The sequence below is a fragment of the Polynucleobacter sp. IMCC 30228 genome (assembly GCF_021395205.1).
Classification (GTDB): domain Bacteria; phylum Pseudomonadota; class Gammaproteobacteria; order Burkholderiales; family Burkholderiaceae; genus Polynucleobacter.
Window position 1 is genome coordinate 470,290 of record NZ_JAJVCS010000001.1, and the last position, 17,487, is coordinate 487,776.

General features: G+C 45.4%; 23 protein-coding genes. 17 read left to right on the forward strand and 6 right to left on the reverse strand.

Features of this window, described 5'->3' with window-relative positions:
• From LZT21_RS02520 to ptsP, 3 genes are read left to right on the forward strand one after another with little or no spacing between them, the layout of a single operon-like run.
• Positions 1-447 carry a PTS sugar transporter subunit IIA gene (locus LZT21_RS02520; RefSeq protein ID WP_233924471.1) on the forward strand — a complete coding sequence of 149 codons (447 nt, stop codon included), beginning with the start codon at positions 1-3 and terminating at the stop codon, positions 445-447.
• A complete protein-coding gene (locus tag LZT21_RS02525) occupies positions 447-716 on the forward strand; it encodes an HPr family phosphocarrier protein (RefSeq protein ID WP_233924472.1) in 270 nt (89 codons plus the stop codon). Before LZT21_RS02520 ends, LZT21_RS02525 begins: the two co-directional genes overlap by 1 nt.
• Positions 717-2,462 carry a phosphoenolpyruvate--protein phosphotransferase gene (gene ptsP / locus LZT21_RS02530; RefSeq protein ID WP_233924473.1) on the forward strand — a complete coding sequence of 582 codons (1,746 nt, stop codon included), beginning with the start codon at positions 717-719 and terminating at the stop codon, positions 2,460-2,462.
• Positions 2,463-2,474: 12 nt separating this feature from the next.
• On the opposite strand, the gene LZT21_RS02535 is transcribed toward ptsP, so the two are convergent.
• The 3 genes from LZT21_RS02535 to gpmA form a co-directional block, all read right to left on the reverse strand.
• Positions 2,475-3,233: a molybdopterin-synthase adenylyltransferase MoeB gene (locus LZT21_RS02535; protein ID WP_233924474.1), complete on the reverse strand. Its 759-nt coding sequence runs from the start codon at positions 3,231-3,233 to the stop codon at positions 2,475-2,477.
• A gap of 18 nt (positions 3,234-3,251) precedes the next feature.
• Complete coding sequence (locus LZT21_RS02540; RefSeq protein WP_233924475.1) at positions 3,252-4,685, reverse strand: S41 family peptidase; 1,434 nt, start codon at positions 4,683-4,685, stop codon at positions 3,252-3,254.
• A 63-nt stretch (positions 4,686-4,748) separates the two neighbouring features.
• Entirely contained in the window at positions 4,749-5,438 is a 690-nt protein-coding gene (gene gpmA, locus LZT21_RS02545) for a 2,3-diphosphoglycerate-dependent phosphoglycerate mutase (protein WP_233924477.1), read from the reverse strand.
• 34 nt (positions 5,439-5,472) lie between these two features.
• Between gpmA and LZT21_RS02550 the strand changes: the two genes are divergently transcribed.
• From LZT21_RS02550 to LZT21_RS02565, 4 genes are read left to right on the forward strand one after another with little or no spacing between them, the layout of a single operon-like run.
• Positions 5,473-5,874: a rhodanese-like domain-containing protein gene (locus LZT21_RS02550; protein WP_233989175.1), complete on the forward strand. Its 402-nt coding sequence runs from the start codon at positions 5,473-5,475 to the stop codon at positions 5,872-5,874.
• A gap of 18 nt (positions 5,875-5,892) precedes the next feature.
• The gene (gene grxC, locus LZT21_RS02555) at positions 5,893-6,147 is read left to right on the forward strand and encodes a glutaredoxin 3 (protein ID WP_233924480.1); all 255 of its coding nucleotides are present in this window, start codon (positions 5,893-5,895) and stop codon (positions 6,145-6,147) included.
• 22 nt (positions 6,148-6,169) lie between these two features.
• Positions 6,170-6,673, forward strand: coding sequence for a protein-export chaperone SecB (gene secB, locus LZT21_RS02560; RefSeq protein WP_233924481.1), 504 nt, complete (start codon positions 6,170-6,172; stop codon positions 6,671-6,673).
• Between the two features lie 20 nt (positions 6,674-6,693).
• Positions 6,694-7,716: an NAD(P)H-dependent glycerol-3-phosphate dehydrogenase gene (locus LZT21_RS02565; RefSeq protein ID WP_233924483.1), complete on the forward strand. Its 1,023-nt coding sequence runs from the start codon at positions 6,694-6,696 to the stop codon at positions 7,714-7,716.
• Between the two features lie 3 nt (positions 7,717-7,719).
• On the opposite strand, the gene LZT21_RS02570 is transcribed toward LZT21_RS02565, so the two are convergent.
• Together LZT21_RS02570 and LZT21_RS02575 are read right to left on the reverse strand one after the other, a co-directional pair.
• Complete coding sequence (locus tag LZT21_RS02570; RefSeq protein WP_233924485.1) at positions 7,720-8,190, reverse strand: tRNA (cytidine(34)-2'-O)-methyltransferase; 471 nt, start codon at positions 8,188-8,190, stop codon at positions 7,720-7,722.
• The gene (locus LZT21_RS02575; protein ID WP_233924486.1) at positions 8,183-8,938 is read right to left on the reverse strand and encodes a ComF family protein; all 756 of its coding nucleotides are present in this window, start codon (positions 8,936-8,938) and stop codon (positions 8,183-8,185) included. The genes LZT21_RS02570 and LZT21_RS02575 overlap by 8 nt, the downstream gene beginning before the upstream one ends.
• A 23-nt stretch (positions 8,939-8,961) precedes the next feature.
• Here LZT21_RS02575 and LZT21_RS02580 point away from each other — a divergent pair, with 23 nt between their 5' ends.
• The 7 genes from LZT21_RS02580 (at position 8,962) to LZT21_RS02610 (ending at position 14,659) form a co-directional block, all read left to right on the forward strand.
• Positions 8,962-9,777 (forward strand): methyltransferase domain-containing protein, encoded by an 816-nt coding sequence (locus tag LZT21_RS02580; protein ID WP_233989176.1) that lies wholly within the window; start codon positions 8,962-8,964, stop codon positions 9,775-9,777.
• A gap of 284 nt (positions 9,778-10,061) precedes the next feature.
• Complete coding sequence (coxB, locus tag LZT21_RS02585) at positions 10,062-11,138, forward strand: cytochrome c oxidase subunit II (RefSeq protein WP_233924664.1); 1,077 nt, start codon at positions 10,062-10,064, stop codon at positions 11,136-11,138.
• A gap of 50 nt (positions 11,139-11,188) precedes the next feature.
• Positions 11,189-12,832 (forward strand): cytochrome c oxidase subunit I, encoded by a 1,644-nt coding sequence (gene ctaD, locus LZT21_RS02590; RefSeq protein WP_233924490.1) that lies wholly within the window; start codon positions 11,189-11,191, stop codon positions 12,830-12,832.
• Between the two features lie 26 nt (positions 12,833-12,858).
• Entirely contained in the window at positions 12,859-12,969 is a 111-nt protein-coding gene (locus tag LZT21_RS02595) for a cytochrome oxidase small assembly protein (RefSeq protein WP_233924491.1), read from the forward strand.
• A 17-nt stretch (positions 12,970-12,986) separates the two neighbouring features.
• Positions 12,987-13,577 carry a cytochrome c oxidase assembly protein gene (locus LZT21_RS02600; protein WP_233924492.1) on the forward strand — a complete coding sequence of 197 codons (591 nt, stop codon included), beginning with the start codon at positions 12,987-12,989 and terminating at the stop codon, positions 13,575-13,577.
• Position 13,578: 1 nt separating this feature from the next.
• Positions 13,579-13,776: a DUF2970 domain-containing protein gene (locus LZT21_RS02605; RefSeq protein ID WP_233924493.1), complete on the forward strand. Its 198-nt coding sequence runs from the start codon at positions 13,579-13,581 to the stop codon at positions 13,774-13,776.
• A 28-nt stretch (positions 13,777-13,804) separates the two neighbouring features.
• A complete protein-coding gene (locus LZT21_RS02610) occupies positions 13,805-14,659 on the forward strand; it encodes a cytochrome c oxidase subunit 3 (protein WP_233924494.1) in 855 nt (284 codons plus the stop codon).
• A 10-nt stretch (positions 14,660-14,669) separates the two neighbouring features.
• Here the strand turns inward: LZT21_RS02610 and LZT21_RS02615 are convergent, their stop codons facing one another.
• Positions 14,670-14,879: a twin transmembrane helix small protein gene (locus LZT21_RS02615; protein ID WP_233934752.1), complete on the reverse strand. Its 210-nt coding sequence runs from the start codon at positions 14,877-14,879 to the stop codon at positions 14,670-14,672.
• Between the two features lie 15 nt (positions 14,880-14,894).
• On the opposite strand from LZT21_RS02615, the gene LZT21_RS02620 reads away from it, so the two are divergent.
• From LZT21_RS02620 to LZT21_RS02630, 3 genes are read left to right on the forward strand one after another with little or no spacing between them, the layout of a single operon-like run.
• Entirely contained in the window at positions 14,895-15,695 is an 801-nt protein-coding gene (locus LZT21_RS02620; RefSeq protein ID WP_233989177.1) for an SURF1 family protein, read from the forward strand.
• Positions 15,685-16,344 carry a hypothetical protein gene (locus tag LZT21_RS02625; RefSeq protein WP_233924497.1) on the forward strand — a complete coding sequence of 220 codons (660 nt, stop codon included), beginning with the start codon at positions 15,685-15,687 and terminating at the stop codon, positions 16,342-16,344. The genes LZT21_RS02620 and LZT21_RS02625 overlap by 11 nt, the downstream gene beginning before the upstream one ends.
• Positions 16,341-17,468: a heme A synthase gene (locus tag LZT21_RS02630; RefSeq protein WP_233924498.1), complete on the forward strand. Its 1,128-nt coding sequence runs from the start codon at positions 16,341-16,343 to the stop codon at positions 17,466-17,468. Before LZT21_RS02625 ends, LZT21_RS02630 begins: the two co-directional genes overlap by 4 nt.
• Positions 17,469-17,487: the final 19 nt, after the last annotated feature.

Here is a 17,487-nt window from a genome sequence, read left to right on the forward strand (position 1 = left end):
ATGCCCGGAATTGTCATTGTTGCCCATACACCATTAGCCTCAGCCATGCTGGGTTTTGCAGAGCAAACTTTTGGAAACTTACCCGAAAAAATTCAGGCAGTTGACATTCCGCCCTACGAAGACGCAAAAGTCAGCTTCGACAGGGTGCTCGCTGCAGCCAAGGCAGTTGATATGGGGAAGGGCATCTTGGTATTAACCGACGTTATGGGCGCAACCCCGGCCAATGTCGCTTCCCGTTTAATCGGTCAAATTCAGTTACCTGGTAAACCACTTTCTCCACTAATTGTTTTAACCGGATTAAATTTACCGATGCTAATGCGTGCAGTCTCTTATCAACAAGACGACTTAGATGAATTGGCTAAAAAAACCTTGCAGGGTGGCCAAAATGGAATTTTACGCATTGGCGTAAATACCAATTTTCTCAACACTGCCTCTGAGGATAGGTAATGCCAAGCGTTGAAATTAAAATTATTAATAAATTAGGATTGCATGCGCGCGCGTCGGCCAAGTTATCGCAATTAGCTGGTGAATTTCCTTGTGAAGTATATTTGGCAAGAGATGGACGGCAGGTCAATGCAAAAAGTATTATGGGTGTGATGATGTTGGCTGCTGGAATTGGTAGCACGGTAACTTTGGAAACTGTTGGTGAACAGGCCGACGAAGCATTACAGGCGCTCCAAGCTTTAATTAATAATCGTTTTGGGGAGGGCGAATAGGTGACCTTCGCCTTACATGGCATTCCAGCCTCGAAAGGAATTGCAATAGGGCAGGCGGTGCTTATTTCACGCGCTGCCTTAGAGGTTAGCCATCATTTAATTGATCCTGGTAGCGCAGAGGCTGAAGCGAAAAAACTGCTTTTAGCGTTCGATCAGGTTCGTTATGAGTTACAAGAATTGCGCGCTGGCTTATCTAAGGATGCGCCCCAAGAAATGGCTGCTTTTATCGATGTTCATGCCATGATCTTGTCAGATCCCGCCTTAGTTGAAAAGCCATTGCAACTGATTCGCACCCAAGGATTAAATGCCGCTTGGGCCCTAACTAGTGAATTAAATGATTTACTCAAACAGTTTTCTGAAATAGAAGATCAATATTTAAAAGAACGGGCCAATGATATTCGTCAGGTAGTAGAACGGGTTTTAAAGGCCTTAAGTCATCAGCAGCAAGAAACCCACGATGTCTTGGCTCCAGAAAATGTGTTTAGTGCTGCCATTATTGTGGCGCATGATATCGCACCACATGACATGTTGCGTTTTAAAAATACCCGTTTTCTAGGGTTTGTGACCGACTTAGGAGGTAAAACTTCGCATACCTCAATTGTGGCGCGTAGCCTTGAAATACCAGCAGTCTTGGGCGTTCGGCACGCAAGTGAAATGATTCGGCATGGCGATTGGCTCATCATTGATGGTGAACGCGGGTTTGTGGTGGTGGCGCCAGATGAAGGTTTATTAATCGAGTATCGTGCTCTACAAGCAAAGGCGATCGAAAATAGCCAAGCATTACAAACTTTAAAGTTTTCACGAACGGTTACCGAAGATGGCGTGCCAATTAAATTATTTGCCAATACAGAACTGCCAGAAGATGCAATTCGAGCAATTGAATTGGGCGCCATTGGCATTGGCTTATTTCGGTCTGAATTTCTATTTATGGATCGTAATCAAACTCTACCCGATGAAGAGCAGCAGTATCAAGAGTACCGACGAGTAGTTGATTTAATGCATGGTTTACCAGTCAATATTCGCACCATCGATATTGGGGCAGATAAGCCACTTGGCGATAGCAATGACTTATTGCAAACGGGGACGTCACCACTTGGGTTAAGAGCAATTCGCTGGTCATTAGCTGAGCCAGAAATTTTCCTAGCGCAATTACGCGCGATTTTACGAGCCTCTGCGCATGGCCAGGTACAAATTATGATTCCCATGCTAGCTCATGCCAAAGAAATTCATGAAACATTTCGTTTGATAGAAAAGGCTAAACAACAACTTGTTGCTCGCGGTCAACTCTTTGATCTGCAAATTCAAGTAGGCGCCATGATTGAAATTCCTGCTGCAGCCTTAGCTTTACCCCTCTTTATTCGCTACTTTGATTTTATTTCCATTGGCACGAACGATTTAATTCAATATACCCTTGCGATTGATCGGGCAGACCATGCGGTTGCTCACCTTTATGATCACTTACATCCAGCCGTACTCTATTTACTAACTCATATCATTAAGCAGGCACAACTAGCCAAAATTCCAGTTTCAGTTTGCGGGGAGATGGCCGGTGACCCCGAATTAACCAAGCTCTTACTGGCCATGGGCCTAACTGATTTTTCAATGCATTTTAGTCAACTATTGTTGGTTAAGCGGGAAATTTTGCATGCCAATGTTGGCAAGTTGAAAGCGCATCTTGCTCCCGTTTTAGAGGCTTTAGAGATGGATGAACAAGCCCTGGCCATGGCACAGTTGATGGCAGCTTAGCAAGTCTTTGAGCTAAATTAAATTCGGTAAAACGCACACGGGGCAAGCACCATTTTTACTTACTTGCACTTCGTCAATGCGAGTATTCAAGGCATTCCATAGCAGTAGACGGCCAACTAAAGGCTGACCAAAGCCGATTAATAGTTGGAGCGCTTGAGCGGCCTGCAAGCTACCAATAATGCCAACCAATGGTGAAAAAACACCCATGGTGGCACAGTTAGTTTCGCTTGGATTGCTATCGGGAGGAAAGATACAGGCATAGCAAGGTGACTGGGGATTTTGAAAATCAAAGACGCTAACTTGCGCATCAAAGCCTAAAGCAGAGCCAGAAACTAAGGGTACGTGATGCGCAAAACACGCTTGATTAATTTGTTGGCGCGTAGCGAATTGATCCGTGCAATCGAGCACTACATCAACCTCTGGCAGTATTCGCGCCAGCCAAGATGGAGTTGCTTTTTCAGCATAGGTTTCAATAATTGTGTCGCTATTCAGACGACTTAAAAACGCTTTGCCAGAAGCAACCTTCAGCTTACCAATTTGATCTTGGGTATGCATTACTTGGCGCTGCAGGTTGCTAAGCTCTACCGTGTCGGGGTCAATTAAGGAAATGCGGCCAATGCCAGCAGCGACTAAGTAAGGAGCAGCAGCAGAGCCCAGGCCGCCCGCCCCAATTACCAGTACATGCGCTGCCAAGAGTTTTTCTTGGCCCTCAATATCAATTTCTTCTAGTAGAAGGTGGCGCGAATAACGCAGTAACTGCTCGTCGTTCATGCTAATAAAGTGGGGGGCTTATTCGAGCTTGGAAGACGAACGAATTACCGATTTGCCATTTAGAAAGGCTAAAGCCTGTTGCAACATAAAATCGTCACTACTACCTAATTCGGTGGGTTTTTTCAATTTATCTTTGTCGCGTTCAGCAGGTGTTTTAGTGGCATTTTTTTCTTCAATGCGTTGCATTTCTTCAAGGCGACGTTTTTCACGATCTTTAATTAAGGCATCCTCTGATGATTGTTTATTGCGCAAATGTTTTTCACTATCTACTTCGCGGGTAATTAAAACATCGTCTGGATCACCATCTTTATTTTGATCAACCGGAATATCGGGCTTAATACCAAAGCCCTGAATTGAGCGACCATTCGGGGTGTAGTAATAAGCCGTGGTAATTTTTAAGGCAGAATCATTGCTTAAGGGACGTACCGTTTGTACCGAACCTTTACCAAAACTAGTCTTGCCAATAATAGTAGCGCGTTTGTAATCTTGTAAAGCACCCGCAACAATTTCTGAAGCGGAAGCTGAGTAAGCATTCACCAATACAACCATGGGTAATTTTTTAAACATCGCAGGCACTGTAGCTAGGGGATCGGAGGCTTCATTGAGCTTATACGTATCTGGAGTCGCATTAAAAATTTGCTTTGAATCTGCTGCCTGACCTTTGGTTGAAACAATCACTGCACCTGCAGGCAAGAATGCAGCAGCAACCCCTACAGCCCCTTGCAATAGGCCCCCACCGTTATTTCGTAAGTCGAGAATTAAGCCTTTTAATTTAGGGTCTTGAATACTCAGTTCAGTTAAGCGTTTAGCTAAATCAGGCACAGTACGCTCTTGAAAGCTGGTGACTCGAACCCAGGCAATATCGTTATCTAAAATTTTAGTTTTAACCGACTGCACTTTAATTTCTGCCCGCGTGATGGTAACTGGAAAAGTACGGTCTTCACTTTTACGAAACACTGTCAAGGTAATTTTGGTGCCAGGTGCGCCACGCATGGTGCGCACCGCTTTATCTAAAGTCATACCGCGCACGGGTTTGTCATCAAGGCGAGTGATTAAATCACCTGCCTGCAGACCGGCACGGGCAGCAGGACTATCTTCAATGGGGTTAAGTACCTTTACCAAACCATCCTCTGAGGTGATTTCAATACCTAGGCCGGCAAATTTGCCGGTAGTTTGCTCTTGCATTTCAGAAAAATCTTTTTTATCCAAATAAGATGAATGCGGATCAAGACTACTAACCATTCCTTTTACGGCATCTGTTAATAGTTGTTTATCTTCAATGGGCTCGACATATTCACGTTTAATTTGTGCAAATACATTTGACAGGGTGCGCAACTCGTCGAGTGGTAAGGCAGTATTTTGTTGAGCAGTTGCCGAGAGCTGAATCGTGGCGGCAATACCTGCGATAAGTCCAATTAGAATAAGGGCAAGATTTTTAAATAAACGGCGCATAGTTTGGTTTAGGAAATCAGTCTAGTAAGAGGCGTGCGGTTGAAATAGAGCATCTATTTTGCTCTACTCTATATAAAAATGTTGTAGTGCTTGCAAGTCATCATTTAGCTCATACACAATCGGCTTGCCATTGGGGATATTGAGCTCCATGATGGCTTCAGCAGATATGTTATCGAGGTGCTTCATTAAGGCGCGGATGCTATTGCCATGAGCAACTAGTAACACCCGTTTGCCCAACTTCAGGGCCGGCGCAATCGATTCATGCCACAAAGGCAAAACCCGTGCAATGGTATCTTGCAGGCACTCGCCCTGTGGAATTTCCTTGGGATCGAGCTTGCGATAACGCACATCGAGATGGGAGCTACGTTCATCTTCGAGCGCTAATAAAGGCGGTCGAGTAGCAAAAGAGCGCCGCCAAATATGCACTTGTTCAGCCCCATATTGGGTTGCGGTTTCAGCTTTATTAAGCCCAGTTAGTGCGCCGTAATGGCGCTCGTTTAGCCGCCAGCTATGCACGGTTGGCAGCCACATCAGATCCATGGCATCTTGTACTTGCCATAAAGTCCGAATGGCGCGGCGTAAAACTGAGGTGTAGGCAATATCAAACTCATAACCTGCCTGCTTTAGCGCATTTCCAGCAGCAAGTGCTTGGTCGATGCCATTAGGGGTTAGGTCAACATCCACCCAGCCAGTAAAACGGTTTTCCAGGTTCCAAGCAGACTCCCCGTGGCGAATAAGGACAAGTTGTTTCATAGAGCCATTCTATAATCAAGCGATGAACTTTTTAATGCAAACCGACAATTTAGCACTTATCGGCGTGATGGCGGCCGCAGGCTTGGCGCTATTGATGCCTACTATCTCGACTTTAATCAGTGGGGTTGGGCTTTCTGTAGCTGAAGCAACCACCTGGATTAATCGGCGTAAGGCGGTAGTACTCGATTTAAGGGCCCCAGCTGATTTTCAGGCAGGGCACCTGCCCAATTCCAAAAGCCTACCCTTTAGCAAGCTTTCAAGCGATCTCGAGCGGCTGAAATTAGATCGTAAATTACCGCTCATCTTGGTATGTCAAAACGGTAATGAATCACGTAGGGCTGCTCAGCAATTGAGAAAAATGGGCTTTGCTGAAGTTGGTTTGCTCGATGGTGGATTAAAAGCCTGGCAAACGGCTAATTTACCTTTAGTCAAGTAAGGAATTAAGGTAAAAGCCATGTCGCCAGTAATCATGTATAGCACTCAAGTTTGCCCATATTGCGTCATGGCAGAAAAGCTATTACAAAAAAAAGGGGTTCATCAATTACAAAAAATTTTGATTGATGTTGACGCTCTGCAACGCGATGAAATGATGTCACGAACCGGTCGACGCACAGTGCCACAAATTTTTATTGGCGAACGACATGTCGGTGGCTATGATGATTTAGTAGCCCTCGATCGAGCTGGCGAACTTGATGACTTATTGAAATAATTAAACAAACGGAATACATAATATGAGCGAACAAAACTCGACTGAACCCTCTTTTCAAATTCAGCGCATTTATTTGAAAGATCTATCGCTTGAACAGCCAAACACCCCCGCAATTTTGTTGGTACAGGCTGAACCACAAATGCAAGTTGAGGTCGATATAGGAATTGCGCGCTTAAGTGATGAGTTATTTGAAGTCATGTTATCGGGCACGATTACGGCTCGCGTAGAAGGCAAGACACTATTTTTAATAGAAGCAAAACAGGCGGGCATTTTTGAATTTAAAAATATTCCCCCTGAGCAAGTTGAGCCGATGTTAGCCATCGCCTGCCCAACCATTTTGTACCCCTATTTACGTTCCAATATTGCCGATATTGTGAGTCGTGCAGGGTTCCAAGCAATTCATTTGGCGGAGATTAATTTTCATGCTATGTACGAGCAACGTTTAGCCCAAACAACTGAAGCGGAAAAAGGCGCTGCTGCGAGTAATGTCGATGCCGAAAAGAGCAAAATTATTCTCCCCAACTAATTCCTTTTGAAGTTAAGCTTATGAAGCTAACTGTCATTGGAGCTGGTGCTTGGGGTACCGCCATCGCTGTGCAAGCGGCCCGATACTTGTCTGCCGGGGCAGTCTGCTTATGGACCAGAAGTGCTACCCAGGCTCAGGCTCTTCGTCAGCATCAAGAAAATCGCTCTCACTTGCCTGGGGTCGCATTATCTAAAGCCATTACCATCAGTGATGATTTTGAATCGGCGATACAGCGACTGGGACCAGAGGATTTAATTGTCATTGCTACGCCTATCAGTGGCCTAGCTGAATCAGTGCAGCGCATAGCAGCAATAGCCTCTAGTCCTTTGCAGATCGTATGGTTATGCAAGGGGCTTGAACCCACAACAGCGTTACTACCGCATCAATTGGTGGCCCGAGAGTTGCAAGTGCATGGACGCGGTATTACACATACTTATGGATCGTTGACGGGTCCGAGCTTCGCGGGCGAAATGGCCCTAGGTTTGCCTTGCGCTCTTACCATTGCCAGCACATCAAAAAGCTTATGTACCCAGGTGCAAAAGGTATTTCATCACGACCATGTGCGAATTTATGCTAGCGAAGATTTAATTGGTGTTGAGCTTGGTGGCGCAGTAAAAAATGTGATTGCGATTGCAGCGGGTATTGGTGATGGGCTTGGCTTAGGCCTAAATGCCCGTGCAGCATTATTAACGCGTGGCTTAGCCGAAATGATGCGTTTAGTAAAAGCGGCAGGAGGTCAGCCAGAAACTTGCATGGGCCTAACAGGCGTAGGTGATTTAATTTTGACCGCAACAGGTGATTTATCCCGTAATCGGCGAGTCGGTTTGTTGTTAGCTGAAGGAAAATCTTTGCCAGCTATTTTGGCTGAGCTTGGGCACGTAGCAGAAGGTGTTTTATGTGCATCAGCGATTGTAAGCTTGGCTGAGCGCCTTAATGTTGAAATGCCCATTACCAGTAATGTGAGTGACGTATTGTTGGGCAAGCAAACCTTGGCGGTCGCATTGCAAGGGCTGATGGGACGTGATGCCAAACCCGAGCATTGAGTTTTAAATACTGTTTTTAAAGTGTATTTGGCGCCACGCTTCATAAACCACTATGGCTACGGCGTTTGATAGATTGAGGCTGCGACTGTTTGCTTGCATGGGCAAGCAAACCTGATTGTCGACTGGCACGCTAGCTCGAACCTCCGCGCTCACGCCTTTAGTTTCAGAGCCAAAAACAAAATAGTCGTGTGGCAGAAGTTGTGCTTCATAAAACTTACACTGACTTTTGGTGGTCATTAAAAAAAGGCGCTGCAATGGGGGATTGTTCGCGACTAAGAAGGCTGGCCAGTTCGGATAAACGGCTAAGCTAGCGTACTCATGATAATCGAGCCCAGCACGTCGTAGCTTAGCATCCTCAAGAGGAAAGCCGAGCGGCTCAATGAGGTGTAGATGCGCACCGGTATTAGCGCAAAGACGAATGATATTTCCCGTATTGGGCGGAATTTCAGGCTCAAAGAGCACCACATTAAACATCAGTCAATTGCCTCGGCGTGCGTAATAAAACCCAGTTGAGCACATGATATACGCCATGGTCCTTCAAGACTTTAGCAATTGCATTCAACGTTGATCCCGTAGTCATGACGTCATCGAACACAATAACGGTTTGCCGCGCTAGAAGGTCCGCATAACGGGGTTCAAAATAAAACAAACCATTTAAAGCCTGTTGACGTACCTGCCGGCCAGCAGAGATTTGATTCGATAGGGAATGGCGTCGACGCAAGGCATGCGGCAGCACTTTAAGATGTTTAGGTAAAGTCAAATGTTTGGCAATTTCCCAGCATTGGTTAAAGCCGCGCTCAGCCAATTTTTGACGGCTTAGGGGAACAGGCAAAAGGTAGCAAGGGGGTAATTTATCTAAGTGTAGGGTCATCAAACTATTCCATAGGTGAGCGAGCCCAGTAGCATAGGCAAGCCGTCGCTGGTATTTCAACTGATGCACAGCAGTTTTTAATTGCCCTTCGTATGACGCCAGACAAAAACTCATGTCAAAAAACGGTGGTGTGACAATGCACTCACGACAACGTTGCCCTTCAGGCGTAGTCGATTTGTCTACTGCTTCGAGCAACTCAATGCCACAACAAAGACAAGCTAATTGCCCCTGCCGTCGCTGTTCTTGCAACTGTTGCATACAGGAGATACAGATTGTTGCTGCCTGCGAGCGATTACACAAAATGCAACAGCTTGGAAGTAAAGCGCTAATTAATCGCTGAAAATGACTCATGGGGCGCTGAGTATACTGAGTACATGACCCATAGCTTAAGATGGCTTTATACCGAAATTGCTTTACGCATGTTCCAGAAAATGGAAATCGTAAAGATTAAGCCCCGCGCTATTTTGATTGCGCCCGATTATCCAGGTGACCATTCCCGTTGGCTGGCGAAACGCTTTCCTGAGGCACGCATTTTTTTTTATAGCCGACCCAATTTATTAGCAATCGAGCGCATTCAATTGCATTTGACTCGTTGGTTTTTGTCATGGCGAAGTGGTGGCAGTAAGAAGTTGAGCTTAAACCAAGAGGCGAATACGGTCACTTTTGCAGCCGCCCCCAATTCGTGTGAATTAGTTTGGAGTAATTTATGGCTGCATGAACGAAATAATCCTAAAACCATGTTGACTGAATTTTGGCGTCTATTGCGCGAAGGTGGCTTACTTAGTTTGAGTTATTTGGGCCCCGATACTGGTAAGGAATTACGTGCGCTTGACGGTGAGATGAAAACCCAATTAGGCTTTCAATCTCTCCCTAGTGCTTGGGATATGCATGATTTAGGCGATGCTTTAATTGAGCAAGGGTTTGCTGATCCAGTGATGGATATGGAGTACCTCGATTTGCAATACGAGTCAGCGCAGTTAATGTTGCACGATGCCTATGCTTTAGGGTTGTTGGCCCACCCCATCAATCTACAAAACTGGCAGGGGAATGAGGCACTTTTACCTAAAAAAATAACTTTAGAAATTATTTATGGACACGCCTGGGTAGTGAATAAGCACCTATCAAAAACCCAGAATCACCAAACGTTTATTAGTCCCGACCAAATTCAAACAAAGAGGGCTAAGGATTAATTTAAATGTGAGCGCTTACTATCAATATAAGATATGTCATCATGTAAGTTAAATCCTACTTGGGCACATTCACGCCGCCTTATTTAAACCTATAATCTAGGGCTAGATAGCAAGATTCAATTGCATTTTTTGCATTAATAAGTGCTATTAGGGGTGTAAATTGTGCAGCACAACAAATAGAGAATGAAATGAATTTATTTGCAAAAGCCTTAAAGGTTTGGTTTTACTTAGGAGCGTTAGTAGCTATCGCTGTAACACCGGTAGTTCAGGCAGCTAATGGTGATATGCCCGGCGGTCCAAAAGTCAATCAACTCGACTTCCCTGCGCCAGCAACCAAAATCATGGCGGAAATTCATTGGCTCAATTGGTTCATGATCGTCATTTGCGCAATTATTTTTGTTGGTGTATTTGGCGTGATGTTCTATTCCATTTTGAAGCACCGTAAATCTAAGGGTGCTAAAGCTGCCTCGTTTCATGAAAGCACTACAGTTGAAATTATTTGGACAGTCATCCCTTTAATTATCGTCATTGCCATGGCCTTGCCTGCTACTAAAACGGTAGTAGCGATGAAAGACACGACCAATTCCGATATCACCATTAAAACCACAGGTTATCAATGGAAGTGGGGCTACGATTACATTAAGGGCGAAGGTGAGGGCATTAGCTTTGTGTCAACTCTCTCGACACCTCGAGCTCAAGTAAATAACCTAGAACCAAAGTCACTGACCTATTTAATGGAAGTGGACAATGAAATGGTGGTGCCGGTCAATAAAAAAATTCGTATTATTACCACTGCAAATGATGTGATTCATGCATGGGCCGTACCCGCATTTGGTGTTAAACAAGATGCCATTCCAGGCTTCGTGCGAGATACCTGGTTTAAAGCGGAAAAAATCGGTACCTTTCGGGGGCAATGCTCTGAGTTATGCGGTGCCCAACATGCCTTTATGCCAATTGTCGTTAAAGTCGTTTCGGCTGAGGACTACAGCAAATGGGTCGATGCTAAGAAAAAAGAAATGGCCGGTAATGCAGACGATCCAACCAAAACCTACACCATGGAAGAGCAAAAAGAACGGGGCGCGAAAGTCTATGCTGCGAACTGTGCTGCCTGTCACCAGGCTAATGGCGCTGGTGCGGGGGCCTTTCCTGCATTGGTCGGTAGCAAAGTAGTGCTGGGCCCTAAAGAGGGCCAATATCAAATTTTGCTAAATGGAAAAAATGCTATGCCCAAGTGGAGCGGGGTGCTATCCGATGGTGAGTTGGCGGCGGTAATGACCTATACGCGCAACACCTGGGGTAATAAATCCGGTGACGTGATACAAACCCAAGATTTTATTACGGCACGTACGGCGAGCAAATAATACCTTCGACCTATTCATTATTAATTTAATCGATCTTAAGAGAGTCATCTATGAGCACTATATCTACTACCCACGATAGCGTCCACGATCATGATCATGCCCACGATCAGCCGCACGGCTGGCGCCGCTGGTTATTTGCAACCAATCATAAAGACATCGGTACGATGTATTTAATTTTTTCATTTGTCAGCTTATTGGCTGGTGGTGTCATGGCCTTAGGCATTCGCTTAGAATTATTCCAGCCGGGTTTACAGTATTTTCGTCCTGAATTTTTTAATCAATTAACGACTATGCACGGTTTGGTCATGGTATTTGGGGCGATTATGCCGGCGTTTGTGGGCTTCGCTAACTGGATGATCCCCTTGCAAATTGGCGCTGCCGATATGGCATTTGCGCGGATGAATAATTTAAGTTTTTGGATTTTGCCAGTTGCAGCAATGTTGCTCTTTGGTTCTTTTTTAGTCCCAGGGGGCGCCCCTGCTGGTGGCTGGACTCTCTATGCGCCCTTAAGCTTGCAAATGGGTCCAGGTATGGATATGGCGATTTTTGCCATTCATTTATTGGGCGCATCTTCCATCATGGGTTCAATTAACATTATCGTCACGGTCCTTAATATGCGTGCGCCAGGCATGACGATGATGAAGATGCCGATGTTTTGCTGGACTTGGCTCATTACTGCTTATTTATTAATTGCTGTCATGCCAGTATTGGCGGGGGTAATTACGATGGTCTTAACCGACCGCCATTTTGGCACCACTTTTTTCTCTGCAGTAGGCGGTGGTGATCCAGTGATGTTCCAACATATTTTTTGGTTCTTTGGACATCCTGAGGTTTACATCATGATTTTGCCTGCCTTTGGCATCATTTCAGAAATCGTGCCCGCTTTCTCGCGTAAAACTTTATTTGGTTATAGCTCGATGGTTTATGCCACCTCATCGATTGCGATATTGTCTTTTATCGTTTGGGCGCACCATATGTTTACCACTGGCATGCCAGTTACGGGCCAACTCTTTTTTATGTATGCCACGATGTTAATTGCAGTACCGACGGGCGTGAAAATTTTTAACTGGGTCGCTACGATGTGGCGCGGTTCAATGACATTTGAAACCCCCATGCTCTGGGCAATTGGCTTTATTTTCGTCTTTACGATGGGCGGTTTCACCGGCCTGATTTTGGCAATGGCACCAATCGATATTGGTTTGCAAGACACCTATTACGTGGTGGCCCATTTCCATTACGTCTTAGTAGCTGGATCATTATTTGCCATGTTTGCCGGTTTTTACTTCTGGTGCCCAAAATGGACTGGTCGCATGGCCAATGAGTTTCGCGGCAAAATTCACTTCTGGGGCTCCTTAATTTTTTTCAATCTCACTTTTTTCCCCATGCATTTTTTAGGCTTAGCAGGTATGCCACGGCGTTATGCAGATTACCCCACCCAGTTTGCCGATTTCAATATGATTGCTTCAATCAGTGCGTTAGGCTTTGGGGTGATGCAGGTGTACTTCCTGCTTTTTGTAGTTTTGCCAGCATACCGAGGTCAGGGTGTAAAAGCATCCGATTGCCCTTGGGATGGCGCTAAAGGCTTGGAATGGACGATTCCATCACCTGCACCTTTCCATACTTTTGAAACGCCACCACAGGTTGATTTTGATGCCCCGATGCATCCAAGTAATACGCCTGCCCATGCCCATTAACGATTAAGCCAGATAGAGCAAACTGCGTGAATAAGCCTAATCAAGCTAACCATAACAAGCGCTTGGCCTATATTCTTGCGAGCATTGCCCTAGTCTTTTTCTTGGGAATTGTGTTGAAAAGAGTTGTCTTGGCTTAATTACAGCTCTCGCCCAAATGCCAACCCATCTTCCTAACCTCAATCGTCAAATATTAGTAAAGCTAATATTGGTAGTGGTGTTGATGTTTGGTTTTGGGTATGCCTTGGTGCCAATGTATCAAGCCCTCTGTGAGGTGACGGGTATTAATGTACTAACCAATAAAAACGATTATGGAACGCGCGCTTTTCGGCCCAATAAATCAAGCAACACACAAATCGATTACTCACGCACAATAACCGTAGAATTTGATTCCAATAGTCGCGGCCCTTTTACTTTTAAGCCAATCAAAAATTACCTTGAAGTGCATCCCGGTGAAATGATTCAAATTATGTATGAGGTGGTAAATAATTTTGATCGCCCCATCATGGCGCAAGCGATTCCAAGCTATTCACCCAAAATTGCGACTGAGTACTTTACCAAATTAGAATGTTTTTGTTTTCAACAGCAAACCCTGGGACCGCATCAGGCAAAAGAATTACCAGTAGTATTTGTAGTTGATCGGGGTTTGCCAAGAGATGTTAAAACCATCACCTTGTCCTATACGTTTTTTGAAATTAATGCGGGTCAAAAGGCAGTAGCTCCGCCACCAACCAAGGCGTTAATTTAAGATGAAAAAAAATAGCAGCTTCTGGCAATCGATGCGCGCTGTTTTTTGGGCCTTTCTGGGAGTCCGAAAAAAATCGGGGTTGCAGGAAGATGTAGCGTCTTTAAGTTTTGTCCATATCGTGATTGCAGGGGTTTTGGGGGCCATGATTTTCATGGGTACCCTCCTCTTGATTGTGAGAGCCGTTGTTAGCCATTCTTAATTTTTTTTGATTACCCAGAGAGCAGACCATGTCGTCTAATTCCGTGCCATATTATTTCGTACCCAATCCTTCGCGCTATCCCGTTCTTCTAAGCATTGGTTTGCTTGGTTTTGGCGGCGGTATGGCAGCCTGGGTTAATCAGTCTGCTTGGGCTAGCATGGTGGTCTTAGGCAGCGTTTTATGGGTTTTATTTGTCTTGTATAACTGGTTTGGCGACACCATTGCCGAGTCGAATGCAGGAAAAAATGGCATTAACGTTGACATCTCTTATCGCTGGTCAATGGCCTGGTTTATTTTTTCAGAAATTATGTTTTTTGCGGCTTTCTTTTCGGCCTTATTTTATGCCCGCAATATTAGTCTTCCTTGGTTAGGCGATGTTGAAAGTAAATTACTTTGGCCTGATTTTTCTGCAGTGTGGCCCAATGACGGTCCAGCGGGTTTAATTCCCCAGTTTCAAACGATGGGCCCATGGCCCATTCCAACGATCAATACGGCTTTATTGCTTAGCTCTGGCGTTACGGTAACTTGGGCTCACCATGCGATGCAAGAAGGCAATCGGAAGCAAGCTATTTATTCTCTCTTTGCAACGGTATTACTAGGATTTATTTTCATTGGTTTTCAAGCTTATGAATATATTCACGCTTACCACGAGCTAGGGCTTAAATTAACTTCCGGTATTTATGGCTCCACGTTTTTTATGCTCACTGGATTTCATGGTTTCCATGTGATGTTAGGCGCGCTGATGTTGGCGGTAGTATTACGCCGCACGATACGAGGAGATTTCACCCCTGAAAATCATTTTGCTTTTGAAGGTGCCTCATGGTACTGGCACTTTGTTGATGTGGTATGGCTCGGGCTATATATCGTCGTGTATTGGATGTAAACCGTTTTAATTACTGCCCAATTTTAATTCCCGTGGCCTGGATATAGCCCAGGGAGTGGGCTAGCCAAATGCCGGCAAAGAGGGCAATGGATAAACCAATGCGCAGCGCTAGCGAGCGAACCATTCGTGCGCTACCTCCCTTGTCTTTCATCATGAAGTATAGGGCCGAGCCTAGGCTCGAGATGATCAGAATAAGAGCAAGTAAGATAATCCATTTCATAATAGAATCCTACCATTGAATATATTTGAGCGTTTAGTAAAGCGGCGCATCGTTGCCACGGTGGCAATGCTTTTTGTAGTCACCTTAGCATGCGCTTTAGGGGCTTGGCAAATGCAACGCGCAGCTCAAAAAACCCAGCTAGCGCTCAATTTGCAATTGCAAGAACAATTACCCGTGCTAGATGCCAGTGCTAAGCACTGGACTCTTGCTGAAGCAAACCACCGCCGGATGCGTGCCTTAGGACGCTTTCTGCCAGACCAAGCAATTTGGCTAGATAATCGTCCACGCCCAAACGGGGGCCAAGCGGCAAACGGACAGTCAGGCTTTTATTTGCTAATGCCAATGCGGCTAGAGGGCGCACAGCCAAATATAGTTTGGATTAATCGGGGTTGGGTGCCACGGAATGCAGCAGAACGCACACAATTACCGCCGGTGCAAACCCCTAGCAATCTGGTGGAAATCGAGGGCACCGTATTTCCTTATGCCGATCGAGTGCTCGATTTAGCTGCCCAGTCTGGAGCTGCAGCCGCCTTACCCAAAGATCAAGTCCGCATTCAGCAAAATCTCGATCTTGCCGCCATACAAGCAGAGCAGCAATGGAATCAGCTACCCTTTATTTTGCGGCAAGCAGAGCAAGCGCAAAACGATGGTTTAGTGCGCAACTGGGCACCGCAAGCAGCAGGAGTTGAACGCCATTATGCTTATGCTTTTCAGTGGTTTGCCTTAGGCTTATGCGCGTTTCTATTTTGGTTGATTCATGGCTTAATGCAGCAGCGGCAGATCAGTCAAATGAACAAAGGCTCTAGTGAACGATAAGGAATTGTTGATACCGGCAACGCAAGTCGAGTTGCCGGGACCTAATCCGCAGACCCGACGTGGCCGGATTCAAATGATTTTGCTTTTATTGTTTTGTGCGGCACCCGTTATTGCCTCTTATTTAGCCTACTACGTTTTTAAACTAGAGGGTGGAAAAACGAATTTTGGTACCTTTGTTATCCCGCCTCAAGCAGTTAGCTCAGACTGGCTGGGGATTCCCTTAACTGGCAAGTGGACTTTATTAGTAGTTCGTCCAGCAGCAGAGTGTCGAGTCGGTAATGATGCTTGCGTGAAAACCTTATATCTGATGCGCCAAGTTCGCATCGCCTTGAGCAAAGAAAGTTCTCGCCTACGCTTGATATGGGTAGTGAGTGATGACAAACCAGTTGATCCAGAAATTCGACGCGCCTATGATCAAGCTTCGGCAGGCATGCAAATTTTCAACGCACCCACTTCACCAGCCCTTAAAGCGCAATGGGATCAATGGTTAAATCGTGAAAATGCCGGTCAGCAAATTCAACTCATTGACCCCCGAGGCGATAAGATGATGTGGTTTCCTGCGGAAGCATCGCCAGCTGATTTTGCCGCGATTCGAAAAGATTTAGATAAATTATTGCGGCTTAACCATAGCGGCGAAAGTTTACGATGAGTGACACCGTCATCCTTTGCTTAGAGTTAGGATTGATTGCCTTATTTTTTGCCGGCCTACCTGCTGCAATTTTGTTGTACCAGCGTAAATGGGGTCATTTTCAGCGCTTAAATTGGGCCTTGGTTTTTTTAACTTTTGATTTAATTATCTTTGGTGCCTTTACACGCTTAAGTGATTCTGGTTTAGGATGTCCAGATTGGCCTGGGTGTTATGGCACGTCGAACCCTTTGACAGCCTTAGCTGAAATTCGTTTAGCAGAAGCTGCTCATCCTGATGGCCCAGTAACAGTAATAAAAGCCTGGATCGAAATGATTCATCGCTATCTTGCCATGAGCCTAGGGGCACTTATTTTCTTGCAATTATTTTTGGCTTTTCGGCAGCGTCACAATTTAAGTAGCCATGCTATTTACGCTAGTCTTGGCTTGTTATTATTAATCAGCTTGCAAGGAGCATTCGGTGCCTGGACCGTAACCTTTAAATTACAGCCGATTATTGTTACTAGCCATTTAATCTTAGCGCTAATTTTTTTTGGTTCTTTGGTCTGGTATGCACAACAACCTTGGCCACATTGGCAATGGCAGCAGTCGCGGCGGCACTCCATCATGTCCATGAAACTCATTGTGTTGGGCTTAGTAATACTCTTAACCCAAATTTTTTTAGGGGCTTGGGTTAGTACTAATTATGCGGTCTTAGCCTGCCCCGATTTTCCTCTTTGTAAGGGCGCTTGGCTACCACCCATGGACTGGCAAGGCGGCTTTACTTTTTGGCGCGAGGCAGGTCAGGGTAGTAATGGTACTTATATAACAGCCGATACCTTAGTTGCGATTCATTGGGCACACCGATGCTTCGCGGTTTTGGCCCTGATTATCTTAAGCTGGGTGGCATGGCAGGGCTGGCATTTAGGGCGTTTACACCAATCGCCCTTGGCTCGGTGGGCGAGCGCTTTATTTATTATTCTCTTAACCCAAATCGGTACAGGCATCTCCAATGTTATTTTTCAATGGCCCTTAGTAGCAGCACTAATGCATACCGCAGGGGCTGCCGGCTTGGTATTGTGTTTAGTGCGGATGAGCTATTGGGCTAGCTGGTCTCCGCGCAACTTGCGTTTAGTGGCAACAGGGTGAGGGCTACTTGAAACCAGTA

Bases quoted from the DNA above. Each gene is read 5' to 3' on its own strand.
- LZT21_RS02520 (WP_233924471.1), top strand. From the start codon at position 1: ATGCCCGGAATTGTCATTGTTGCCCATACACCATTAGCCTCAGCCATG.
- LZT21_RS02525 (WP_233924472.1), top strand. From the start codon at position 447: ATGCCAAGCGTTGAAATTAAAATTATTAATAAATTAGGATTGCATGCG.
- LZT21_RS02535 (WP_233924474.1), bottom strand. From the start codon at position 3,233: ATGAACGACGAGCAGTTACTGCGTTATTCGCGCCACCTTCTACTAGAA.
- LZT21_RS02540 (WP_233924475.1), bottom strand. From the start codon at position 4,685: ATGCGCCGTTTATTTAAAAATCTTGCCCTTATTCTAATTGGACTTATC.
- gpmA (WP_233924477.1), bottom strand. From the start codon at position 5,438: ATGAAACAACTTGTCCTTATTCGCCACGGGGAGTCTGCTTGGAACCTG.
- LZT21_RS02550 (WP_233989175.1), top strand. From the start codon at position 5,473: ATGCAAACCGACAATTTAGCACTTATCGGCGTGATGGCGGCCGCAGGC.
- grxC (WP_233924480.1), top strand. From the start codon at position 5,893: ATGTCGCCAGTAATCATGTATAGCACTCAAGTTTGCCCATATTGCGTC.
- secB (WP_233924481.1), top strand. From the start codon at position 6,170: ATGAGCGAACAAAACTCGACTGAACCCTCTTTTCAAATTCAGCGCATT.
- LZT21_RS02565 (WP_233924483.1), top strand. From the start codon at position 6,694: ATGAAGCTAACTGTCATTGGAGCTGGTGCTTGGGGTACCGCCATCGCT.
- LZT21_RS02570 (WP_233924485.1), bottom strand. From the start codon at position 8,190: ATGTTTAATGTGGTGCTCTTTGAGCCTGAAATTCCGCCCAATACGGGA.
- LZT21_RS02575 (WP_233924486.1), bottom strand. From the start codon at position 8,938: ATGAGTCATTTTCAGCGATTAATTAGCGCTTTACTTCCAAGCTGTTGC.
- LZT21_RS02580 (WP_233989176.1), top strand. From the start codon at position 8,962: ATGACCCATAGCTTAAGATGGCTTTATACCGAAATTGCTTTACGCATG.
- coxB (WP_233924664.1), top strand. From the start codon at position 10,062: ATGCCCGGCGGTCCAAAAGTCAATCAACTCGACTTCCCTGCGCCAGCA.
- ctaD (WP_233924490.1), top strand. From the start codon at position 11,189: ATGAGCACTATATCTACTACCCACGATAGCGTCCACGATCATGATCAT.
- LZT21_RS02600 (WP_233924492.1), top strand. From the start codon at position 12,987: ATGCCAACCCATCTTCCTAACCTCAATCGTCAAATATTAGTAAAGCTA.
- LZT21_RS02605 (WP_233924493.1), top strand. From the start codon at position 13,579: ATGAAAAAAAATAGCAGCTTCTGGCAATCGATGCGCGCTGTTTTTTGG.
- LZT21_RS02610 (WP_233924494.1), top strand. From the start codon at position 13,805: ATGTCGTCTAATTCCGTGCCATATTATTTCGTACCCAATCCTTCGCGC.
- LZT21_RS02615 (WP_233934752.1), bottom strand. From the start codon at position 14,879: ATGAAATGGATTATCTTACTTGCTCTTATTCTGATCATCTCGAGCCTA.
- LZT21_RS02630 (WP_233924498.1), top strand. From the start codon at position 16,341: ATGAGTGACACCGTCATCCTTTGCTTAGAGTTAGGATTGATTGCCTTA.